Origin of the sequence: Martinezella lusitana (assembly GCF_900094565.1) — a bacterium.
Classification (GTDB): Bacteria; Pseudomonadota; Alphaproteobacteria; order Rhizobiales; family Rhizobiaceae; genus Rhizobium; species Rhizobium lusitanum.
This window is the reverse complement of record NZ_FMAF01000063.1, coordinates 1-9,967: the sequence shown is the minus strand read 5'-3', so window position 1 is coordinate 9,967 and position 9,967 is coordinate 1. Positions and strand designations below refer to the sequence as shown.

General features: G+C 55.8%; 6 protein-coding genes and 5 pseudogenes. 3 read left to right on the top strand and 8 right to left on the bottom strand.

Translation table 11 applies throughout. From position 1 onward, the window contains the following. Positions 1 to 89 precede the first annotated feature (89 nt). A pseudogene (tnpB, locus tag GA0061101_RS38125) lies at positions 90 to 209 on the bottom strand (IS66 family insertion sequence element accessory protein TnpB); the annotation flags it as partial. Continuing rightward, on the bottom strand, positions 206 to 676 hold the full coding sequence (tnpA, locus tag GA0061101_RS38120; protein ID WP_004128939.1) for an IS66-like element accessory protein TnpA: 471 nt from the start codon (positions 674 to 676) through the stop codon (positions 206 to 208). The gene tnpA and the pseudogene tnpB (GA0061101_RS38125), both read right to left, overlap by 4 nt. A gap of 276 nt (positions 677 to 952) precedes the next feature. Here tnpA and GA0061101_RS38115 point away from each other — a divergent pair, with 276 nt between their 5' ends. Continuing rightward, positions 953 to 2,242: an ATP-grasp domain-containing protein gene (locus GA0061101_RS38115; RefSeq protein WP_004128937.1), complete on the top strand. Its 1,290-nt coding sequence runs from the start codon at positions 953 to 955 to the stop codon at positions 2,240 to 2,242. Between the two features lie 517 nt (positions 2,243 to 2,759). On the opposite strand, the gene ltrA is transcribed toward GA0061101_RS38115, so the two are convergent. Further along, on the bottom strand, positions 2,760 to 4,010 hold the full coding sequence (gene ltrA / locus GA0061101_RS38105; RefSeq protein ID WP_004128932.1) for a group II intron reverse transcriptase/maturase: 1,251 nt from the start codon (positions 4,008 to 4,010) through the stop codon (positions 2,760 to 2,762). Between the two features lie 694 nt (positions 4,011 to 4,704). On the opposite strand from ltrA, the pseudogene GA0061101_RS38100 reads away from it, so the two are divergent. Continuing rightward, positions 4,705 to 5,445, top strand: a pseudogene (locus tag GA0061101_RS38100) (IS5 family transposase). A 69-nt stretch (positions 5,446 to 5,514) separates the two neighbouring features. Here the strand turns inward: GA0061101_RS38100 and GA0061101_RS38095 are convergent. From GA0061101_RS38095 to tnpB (GA0061101_RS38070), 5 genes and pseudogenes are all read right to left on the bottom strand, one after another. Beyond that, on the bottom strand, positions 5,515 to 5,916 hold the full coding sequence (locus GA0061101_RS38095) for a c-type cytochrome (RefSeq protein ID WP_004128924.1): 402 nt from the start codon (positions 5,914 to 5,916) through the stop codon (positions 5,515 to 5,517). A gap of 33 nt (positions 5,917 to 5,949) precedes the next feature. Beyond that, the gene (locus tag GA0061101_RS38090; protein ID WP_004128922.1) at positions 5,950 to 7,551 is read right to left on the bottom strand and encodes a flavin monoamine oxidase family protein; all 1,602 of its coding nucleotides are present in this window, start codon (positions 7,549 to 7,551) and stop codon (positions 5,950 to 5,952) included. A 127-nt stretch (positions 7,552 to 7,678) separates the two neighbouring features. Next, positions 7,679 to 7,897: a LexA family protein gene (locus GA0061101_RS41310; RefSeq protein ID WP_085999212.1), complete on the bottom strand. Its 219-nt coding sequence runs from the start codon at positions 7,895 to 7,897 to the stop codon at positions 7,679 to 7,681. Between the two features lie 321 nt (positions 7,898 to 8,218). Then, positions 8,219 to 8,960, bottom strand: a pseudogene (locus GA0061101_RS38075) (IS66 family transposase); the annotation flags it as partial. Between the two features lie 48 nt (positions 8,961 to 9,008). Continuing rightward, positions 9,009 to 9,159 (bottom strand): annotated as a pseudogene (gene tnpB / locus GA0061101_RS38070) (IS66 family insertion sequence element accessory protein TnpB); the annotation flags it as partial. Positions 9,160 to 9,249: 90 nt separating this feature from the next. On the opposite strand from tnpB (GA0061101_RS38070), the pseudogene GA0061101_RS38065 reads away from it, so the two are divergent. Beyond that, positions 9,250 to 9,706 (top strand): annotated as a pseudogene (locus GA0061101_RS38065) (aldehyde dehydrogenase family protein); the annotation flags it as partial. Between the last annotated feature and the right edge of the window lie 261 nt (positions 9,707 to 9,967).

Genomic DNA, 9,967 nt, shown 5'->3' with positions numbered 1-9,967 from the left:
TGAAATATTATGTGGCGGAGAATTCTAGATTTGGCAGTCCCCGGCTGGCGCCGTAATGGCTCCGCCACAAAATCTCACCCGATGCATAAATATGGATCGGCCGCAAGGGCTGACGCCACCAACGCCACCAGGCCATTCATGCCGCGCCGGAAGTCGACAGGTCGCGTCGCAACCATGATCTTCACACCGCTTGGTGAAAGTCCGATCACCGGCGCCCTCGCAACACCGCCACCATCGCCTGCGCCAACTCGGGCGCCACCGAGCCGATAACCGTCATGCGTGCGCCCGCAATTTCGATCTCAATTCGGCCAGCAAGAACCTCCGAGGCATTCGATGGCGAGCCTTCGTGTCGTGCGCCATCCCCAACCACTGTCACCGGCACGAACACGGCAGACGGCAAACTGGCCTTTGCCGACCGTTGAGAGGTTAGTCCGGCATCCCGTCGCCACACATTCAGCAAGCCGCGATTGACGCCCCAGCGCCGGGCAACGGCCGAGATGTTCACGTCAGGTTCTGCGCTTTCCGCAAGGATCTGCGCCTTCTCCTCGTCAGTCCAATTCCGCCGCTGGCGCCGACCGGTGATCACCTCGATCCGGCGATACTTTCCCTCATGCCTGGCTTCATGCATGCCTTCATCCATGACTTCAAGCATGGCATCAACGCGATCTCCAACCATTCCATTCCGCTCCTATCGATGAAGGAGCTTATCTCACGGCCTCATTCACAAAAGAAAAGGTGGGTTGTTCGTCGCGCTCACGGATGACAGTAGTTTGCCACAGCAATATTAGACGTCGTCGCACGTCCTCTCAGAAAAAATTTACAAAATCTTCGCGTTCGCAGATTGCTCGGCAATGATACGTTCACCCGCAAATCCGCGGAGAGGCGTGCGTAAAAACTGATGGAAATTCATCCTCAGCTCGCCTGAAAGCACGCCACATGGAGGTTGACGCCAATGAAAGGAAGAACACTCATCTTAATTGAAGGTTCACGGGCTAATGGCCCGCTGTACGTCCAAGCGGCTCAGCGGCTTGGTCTCCATCTTATTACTCTGTCTGCAGATCCAGCTCAGTACGACTATCTTGGCGCGAACGAGGTTCAGACAATCTGTGTCGATACAGACGATCTCGATGCGTTAATCCGCGAATGCTACCAGTTAAGCACGACTTATGAGATTGCTGGCATTACCGGGTTTCCAAGCCCGAGCGAGACAGTCTATGCAACAGTTGCCCGACTCTGTCGACACTTCACTCTACCTGGACCGGACCCCGCATCGATTGATCGATGCTGCGACAAATTTGTGCAACGCCAAGTACTCGCGGAATACGGAGTTCCAGTACCTGCTTACCGCTTGGCAACAGATGCAATGGAGGTGGAATGCTCAGCGGAGAAGATTGGTCTGCCGGTGATACTAAAGCCAACCGCAGGCCTCGGCGGCAGCGGTGTCCGATTGTGCCGGGATGCCAAAGAGTTAGCTCAACATACGAGCCATCTGCTCGACGGAGATCACCCGTGGCAATCTTCGCCGAAGATACTCGTCGAAGAATTCGCACAAGGCCCGTACTACGGCGCTAATACAATGGGAAACCAAGTCATTGCAATTGGTACCGCTGACTTCGGCCCCCCGCCACATTTCGTCTTTCGTGAATACACCTTTCCTGCCCCGCTGACTGAAACCGAACTTCAACGCATCATCGATGTTTCACTTAGCTGCTTGCGAGCTCTCGGTCTTGGATGGGGACCGGCAAACATTGAATTCCGATGGACGAACGATGGCCCAGTTGTCATTGAAGTTAATCCCCGCCTTCCGACCGGGGAAGCTAGACTGGTTCAACTGGCGTACGGCGTTGATTTGATCACGGCGCACATCAATCTTGTCATCGGCCAACAAATTTGTGACTTGCGAGCAAAGCATTCGCACATAGCAGCAGTGAGGAGCCTGCTTCCGGAGGGCGATGGCATCCTCGATTGGATCAGTGGTGACAATCGCGCGGCTGCTGTACCGGGTGTCAACGAGGTCAAATTTTACGTTACACCAAAGGCACAAATCGTCAGAAGAGGTGATTATTTAGACTCGATTGGACATGTCATCGCATGTTCGTCAAGTCGTTCTCAGACAGAAATGATGCTGGAGCGTGCCGTTAATCTGATCAGGTGGTCAATCGCACCATTTCCGTCCCTTTGCGAACCGGACGAAATATCGACCTCAATCTCCGGGGCGAAGGAGGCGCCTCGCGAAGGATGATCTAAATAAGAGTTTGCAAGGCCTTCTTCTGGGAGCTTCGTATTCCTTTTGCTAGTGCCCTCTTGTCAGATGGCAGGCTTGCCAACAAACAGTCATGTCTTGGACAACAGCGCGAACGATGCTGAAGGATACAGCATCACAGATCCGTTCAGTTAACTGCAGCGCCGATGCTTCTGTCCTCGCTTGACCATTTACGTTCTTGGGAGCGAGCGACTCATATGGGAAGATCGGGTCAAGAACTCCATCGCATGTTTTCTTCGGTCGCTCTTTCGGCATCCAAGGCTGAGCCTGTTCGCGTGAACGGGCCTGTTTCCATTGCCGGTTCAAACTCACATTCGGTCGCCGCGCCGAGCGGCTGCACCATCATTCCGCTTGCGTTGCGGCAAAGGCTCGGGAGGACGAGACCATTCTTAGTAGCGGCGTTTGAAGCCATGTCGCGATCGGGCGAGTCGCGGAGGGACTTCACCCTCCGCGCTCTCAGAACCGTGCGTGAAACTGTCGCTTCACACGGCTCCCATCAGACGAACTTACCGGTTATTCCGAGCTGCCAATGCACGAAAAGCTTCGTTCGACTTTGGGCAAGGCGTTGTAGAAATTTCCCTGCTTGGGTCGAACGGGCATAGCGCTTGAACTTCCTTCTCACCCACACGCACAGCGTCTGATTGACGTAACGCCGCAAGGCATCCAGCGCCGATGGCGTAAACCGCCCGTAATACGCAATCCACCCCCGGAGGAGCGGATTGATCTCGCGAGCAATGTCGGCCAGCGACACATGCGTTTTCTGTCGGAGTTTCAAGTCCCGGATCGTCGCCCGCATGTGGTTCAGCGCCGAGGGAGCAACCCCCGGCGTAAATCGGCAGAACAGTCGCCCATTTTGCGGATTTCTCACCACTCGCGGTCGAAAACAGTATCCGAGAAAGTCAAAGCTGACGTTCGGATACGTTCCCCTGCGTTTGGGGTCTTTGCAGTAACCGATCTTGGTTTTGGTGGGATGCATTTCCAGCTGGCATTCCGCCAGCCTTGCTTGAAGGGCAGCCTTGACGGCCTCCGCTTCCTGTTCGGTCCGGCAGTGCACCAGACCGTCATCCGCATACCGGCACCATGGGAGGTCGGGGTATGTCCGGTTAGAGATCAAATGCGTAGTGCAGGAACAGATTTGAAAGAATCGGACTGACCACACCCCCTTGCGGGGTACCGCGATCCGCCCTATCCTTTGTCCATCCTGTTCCAAGGGCGCCGTCAGCCATCTTTCGATATAGAGCAACGCCCCTTGACCCTTGACATGCTTGTGGACCGCCTTGAGCAAGAGATCGTGCGCCAAGTTGTCATTTAGGCCCTTGATATCAAACTCTAAAACCCAATCATATTTCCAGCACCGCTGACGCGTGATCCCTACCGCGTCCAGAGCAGATTTGCCCGGTCGGTAGCCGTAGGAATCTGGCCGGAAGATCTGATCAAGTTCCGGTTCAATGAGCCGTTTGACCACCATTTGCGCGATCCTATCGCTCACGGTGGGCACACCCAAAATCCGCTGGCCCCCAGTCTTTTTGGGAATGGGGACGGCACGGACCGGTGGCGGAAAGTAGCTTCCCGAACTCATCCCGTTCCAGATCTTGTAGAGATTACCCTTCAAGTCGGCTTCGAACTGCTCGATCGTCTGCCCATCCACTCCGGCCGCACCACCATTGGATTTGACCGCTTTATAAGCTTCGTACACCAGCCGCTTATCGATCCTAAACGGCTTGTCTGTCGTATCCGCCGACGTCATCCTGTCTCCAGTTGTTTCGAAAATACGACCACCTGATCCGAGCCCTTTGCTCCAGCTCCATTAAAGCGCCTTCATCACTACTACGGGTCGGTTCGCCCCAACTTCCTGTATCTGTACTCTCGCCTCACGGTGATGTGCCGCTTGTGCTTCTCCCTTGGCATCAGAAAGCTGGTTCCTGCAGTTCCGCGCAAAAGCCTGTGACCGACTCACGCCCTCTCACCGCCGACCGCCGTCCGCCCGATAATCAGGCTCCTGACGGACTTGTCTCAGAGGAACGAACCGCCCCTGATTTTGACGGTATCTGACCAGTTTACGACGAGTCTTCGAGGGTTCACGTTTGTTCGTCTTTCGGACACGCACCTGCTCATGGTCATGCCATGAGCTTTTGATCCGACGCTCACCACCACGGCTCTTTACCGCAGCAAGCAGCTCGGACTGGTTTGGAACCTGCTCCTGAAAGCCGATCCCGAGGGGCCCACCCTCATCTTTCACGCAGCTTGTCCACACGTTAGTTGTTCATGTTGAACTCCCTTCATGTGTGCCTGCAGCACACGTTCGTCCCCCCTGGATCCGCCAGGATTGATCGCTCCTGGAAGATTACAGCGTAAACTCATAAAATTTCTTGGCATTTATCGACCGCCGTGATTCAAGGCTTCGAAATAGGGAAGCATTTGATGACGGTCGTCGCTACGAACTGACTGACCACGAATGGTCGATTATATCGCCGTTGTTACCCAACAAGCCACGCGGCGTTGCCCGCGTTGATGATCGGCGGGTACTGAATGGCATCCTCTGGCGGTTTCGAACGGGCTCGCCTTGGGCGGAAGTTCCGGAACGCTATGGCCCGCCGACGACCTGTTACAACCGCTTCGTCCGCTGGCGCAAAGCCGGGGTATGGGATCGGCTTCTTGAAGCGGTGTCCAAGGCCTACGATGGCGACATCGTCATGATCGACTCGACCTGTGTCCGCGTTCACCAGCACGCGGACACGGGAAAAAAGGGATGGAGACGATGGTGGCATGGGACGTTCCCGCGGCGGCCTTACGAGCAAAATCCATGCGCTCGTCGATGCCGAAGGTCGCCCGGTCAATCTGCGTCTGACTGGTGGACAGATCGCCGATTGTGCCGAAGCCGACGCGCTGACGGATGAGCTTGGCGAGGGGGACATCCTGCTGGCCGACAAGGGTTATGACACGAATGCCATACGGGCTAAGGCCGCCGAGAGAAAGGCCTGGGCCAACATCCCGCCGAAGAGTAATCGCAAGGGCTCTTTGTATTTTCGCGCTGGGTCTATCGGCAACGTAATCTCGTGGAACGGTTCTTCAACAGGATCAAGCAGTTCCGAGGCATCGCAACCCGATATGACAAGCACCCGGAAAACTACCTCGCCGCCGTAAAGCTCGTCGCAACAAGAATATGGTGCCAGAGTTTATGAGTCGACGCCGTAGAGAATTTGGCTTGCTGCGGTCATTCTCTTCTTTCGAAACGGACCGTCGTGTTCGCCTTATCGGATGTCCGCCACGTCCTCGCGTGTCACTTCATTTTCGTAATTGTTGCCGAAATTTGTGCGCACGTAGTTAACGACGGCAGCAACTTGGTCATCGCTCATCATATGACCGATAGGTGGCATGCCTGTATGCCCGTGGAGCACCAAGTAAACTGGGTAATCCCCGACCACTAGATTCTGATTTTGAGTAAGGGCCGGATATTTGCCTGCCCCCATCGCACCTTCCCCATGGTTCATATGACAAGCGGCACAGACGTTCGCATACAGCGCTTCCCCGCTTTGTTCACTGAAGTTCTCACCGTCGCTCAACATTACTTGGGCTCCGACGGGGACAGCGAGCGCCATCGTCAAGATTGAAACAACAACGGAGCCTAGAGGCCCTTTGGAGTTTTTCGCCATCGGAAAAAACCTTCAATTGGTCGCAACGTATTATCAGCCAGCCATGATGCGCTTATGAAGCCTTGTGATTGCGTCTAGTGAGGAGAGAATCGCCCCCTCCATCCAGGCCGGGACTTGGGATGCATGCTCGCCGGCGATTACTACGCGACCGTCGATCTTGCAAAGATTATTGAAGTGTTCCCTGCGGGTGTCTTCCGTCCAGTCCCCGGCGCAGCCAAGTGTAAACGGGGAGCGATGCCAGGCCCAGGAAACGCCATTTTCGAACTCCTCTTTGTATTGAGGATGGATCCGCGCACCGTATTCGACAACCCGCTTCACGCGTTCCTCGGGAGCCATTGACGTGAACTCATAGGAATTCGGCCCATTCCAAGTGTAACAGCCCAGCAGAACGCCCTTTCCCTTCGTATTGAAGTCACTGCTTGGATAAGAAATCTGCCGGATCGGCAGATTGGTGTAGCTCACGCCCCCGAAAATCAGGTCATCTTCCTCCCAAAAACGACGCTTGAACTGTAGGCCTACCTTCACGGATGATGCATAGGGTACAGCTTTGATCGCTGCGAGCATTTCGGCGCTGACATTGATGTCGATTTGACTGAGGATCGTCAGGGGAATCGTACATACGCACCAGTCGCCGCTCGCCCGCTGTATTGTACCGGGATTCTCGCTGTCTTCGTAATAGGCCGTGACGCGCTTCTCGTCCTGCTCGATCTTTGTCACCTTGGCGTTATAGGTGACGAGGTCGTCCACTTCCTTGCTGAAAGCCTTGCCAATCAGGTCGATGCCGCCACGTGGCTGGAACATGGTTGTTTGGAATTCATAGCGCGCAAAAGCGGCTAGATCGCTCCAAAGGCCCGAACCTAGTATTTCGGAAAGGCTCAGCGGCTTTCCGGACGTTGGCACGACGCTATTTCTCCCCGCGCGATAGGCTTCGACCGAACCGCGAAACTCTCTCACGTGTGTGCTATTCTGGTAGGCATAATTCTCATCCAACGCGCCCCAGGAGCGAAGGGCCTCAAGTAGCATCTCCTGATCTTCCTTAGTGACACTCCCTTCGAGTGCGCCCTTGCGCGTCACCTTACACAGCAGCTCTGATATGTGTCCCCGAATATCGGTCATAACGTAACGCACTCGCTGCGGCTTGCCGCCGCCCCCCCTTGTGGAGTGCAGGAACGCGTTGTGGTTGAGTTGTTGGAAGGGCTCTAGCACCACGCCCAGCCGCTTGCAGTATGCGAGCAAGCCATGGTGATGATACGGAATTCGCCACGGACCAGGATTGATGTAAAGCCCCTCATCAAATTCACAATTCCGGATCTCGCCGCCCAGTTCCTTCACGCTATCGCCGCCGCGTATCGTCCAATTTCGGCCACCTACTCGATTGTTGTATTCCAGTATTTTCACGTTGTAACCGGCCTGACGCAGTTCGAGTGCTGCCGTCATACCCGCCAATCCTGCTCCAAGAATCAAGACGGAAGTGTCCTTCGGAGCGCCTTCCAGCTTTATTGGTCCGTTGTATCTAGACTCACCAGCCAGCCCGAGCGTAGTCATGGCGTGGTACATCGTCATACTGCCTGCAGTCATACCGATTAGCGATAGAAGATTGCGCCGGTTTAAGCCAACTAGCTTATCTTGTGCCATTTTCCGTCCTCTCACTGTCCGTGCCAAAACTGTAAGTTTGCGAAGCCCTTTGAAACTTTTTTTATCCATTCAATCGCTATGCCACCACGGCAACTAGTACCGCTCCTAAGAGATTCTGACTGGTGAGCTAGCGTAGGATTGGCAGCGCCTCAGGTTCTACGAGCAATTGAATGCTTCGCGCTTCTCCAGGCTGGCATTGAATGAGGCCGGCTTTTTCCAGGGTTATCACCATCTGGTGTACAGACGGTGCGGTCACCTCAAAGTGGCGACGCATGTCCGCTTCTGCCGGGGAGCGTTTGAAGATCCTGGTATAGGCATAAATGAAGACCAGGTATCGGCCCTGCAACTGCGTGAACTGTGGCGCTCCGGCAGGAGGCTCCTTGTCTCGTTGCGCGGGCTTATCCCAGGATGACGAAACGGTCCTGGTTTCGACGACGCTTGAATTTCTTAACGACGCGTCTTCGGATGGTTCACTTTCGTTCGTCTTTCGGACACGCACCTGCTCGATCTCGTCCGAACTTTTCATCCGACGCTCACCACCACGGCTCTTTACCGCAGCAGCTCGGACTGGTGAGACCCGCTCCCGAAAACCGATCCCGGAGGGCCAGCCTCCATCATTCACGCAGCTTTACGACACAGTGTCAGTTCATACTGAACTCCTTCCGTGCCTCTGCAGCATACTCTCGTCACAGAATACCCCCGGCTGCGAGCGGATGAAGGCGGTGAGCGCATCGTAGAGAAGCTCCAGCCACCAGGCGACCCACGTGACCCAGGCGCCGAGCGTGCCGCGATCGATCATGACGCCGCAGGAGGCCAGCATCTGCGCCTGTCTGTTGAGCGGGAGATGCCAGGCAAACTTCGAAACAGCGACATGCGCGGCAAACGCCCGTGGTCACCATGCCACCGTCCATCACGCGCGCTGGTGCCGACGCCTGCACAACAACGCTTTCGCAGGCCCGGCAGGCATAGCGCGGTCGGATCGTCCGTCTGACCCGGACAACCGCAGGCACGATGTCGAGAGCCTCGCTGACGTCCGTGCCGATGCAATGAAGTTCGAACGAACAGCAGGGGCAAGTCTTGCTCTCCGGCTCGATGATCTCGTCATAACGCGGAAGGTACTTGGGCAAGCGGCCGATATTGCGCGCTGGCGATCGCCGTGCCGGCGTTTTGTCTTCACCGACCGGCGCGACATCGTCATTGGCAGCAACGGGAATGTCGCTCACATGGCCAAGGTCGAGCATTGCCTGCGTCGGATCGATGATCGTCATCTTCTCCGATTTCGTCCCGAAGAGCAGGCGCTCAAGGAAGGCCACGCGCGCCTTAAGGTCGGCATTCTCTTCGTTGAGCGAGAGAATGATCCGGGTCAGTTGCACGGTGTCCTGGGGTAAGGGATCATGTCGAAGCGGCATGACTGGCCCTACCATAGGAGCCTGAATCTTCACGTAAAACCGACAGGATCAGCCTGCTTTTGAGGGCCTCCTCACAGCGTTTCGTTTGACGCGCGTCCAGTCAATACCGGCTAGCAAAAGCGAGAACTCTTCGCGCGTCATCTGCATGGCGCCATCGCGGACCGGGTGGCCAAACGAACTTGCCAGCCTCCAACCACTTGTACCTTATCTGAGAATGCAGCCTCGACCAGCACAGATCAGCAGCTAGTGCTGGTTACACATCAGTTTCATCCGCTTTTCGGACGGCAACGGGCCTCTAATCGACAATGATGCTCTGAAAAAGATCGAAGCGCATGTCGATGACGCTGTCAAAAAAGGGGCGATGGTTCGCTGCGGCGGTCGTCGGATCGGCGCGAAGGGAACATTTTTTGAGGCGACCGTCATCACCAACGTCGTCGGTTCGATGCGGATCGCGCAGGAAGAGACGTTCGGTCCGCTGGCGCCGATCATCCGTTATGATGACCCGGAGCAGGTGATTCGGGAAGCCAACGATACGATCTACGGCCTCGCCGCCTATTTCTACGCCTCGAACCTCAAACGCGTCTGGCGCGTGGCCGAGGCGCATGGTTGGCATCAACACTGGCCGCATGTCATCGGAGGTGGCACCCTTCGGAGGCATCAAGCAGTCCGGCATTGGACGCGAAGGCTCTCGGCACGGTCTCGAGGACTATCTCGAAATGAAGTACCTCTGCATGGGCGGCCTCTAACGCTGGTTGCCGCCCTCCAACATCGACGCCGGGTTCGACGATGTTAAGATCCGGATCACCTCAAAAAAAGAGGCTGCCGTCGACACATGTCCTACGGCAGCCAAGTCGCGTGGGAGGCGAATTTATTGCCAGGGCCATCGAAGAATCGCTGGCTCTCTAGTCTTACTGAGTCACAAAAAACGGGAGATTCGCGGTTTGCGATGATGTGCTAGCGTGGCGATTCGTGGTCAGCAGGAGCAAGCTGAGATGAATGGCCTGAGC

What these genes read in the sequence shown, in the direction of transcription:
- tnpA (WP_004128939.1), bottom strand. Translation starts at nt 676, where the DNA reads ATGGTTGGAGATCGCGTTGATGCCATGCTTGAAGTCATGGATGAAGGC.
- GA0061101_RS38115 (WP_004128937.1), top strand. Translation starts at nt 953, where the DNA reads ATGAAAGGAAGAACACTCATCTTAATTGAAGGTTCACGGGCTAATGGC.
- ltrA (WP_004128932.1), bottom strand. Translation starts at nt 4,010, where the DNA reads ATGACGTCGGCGGATACGACAGACAAGCCGTTTAGGATCGATAAGCGG.
- GA0061101_RS38095 (WP_004128924.1), bottom strand. Translation starts at nt 5,916, where the DNA reads ATGGCGAAAAACTCCAAAGGGCCTCTAGGCTCCGTTGTTGTTTCAATC.
- GA0061101_RS38090 (WP_004128922.1), bottom strand. Translation starts at nt 7,551, where the DNA reads ATGGCACAAGATAAGCTAGTTGGCTTAAACCGGCGCAATCTTCTATCG.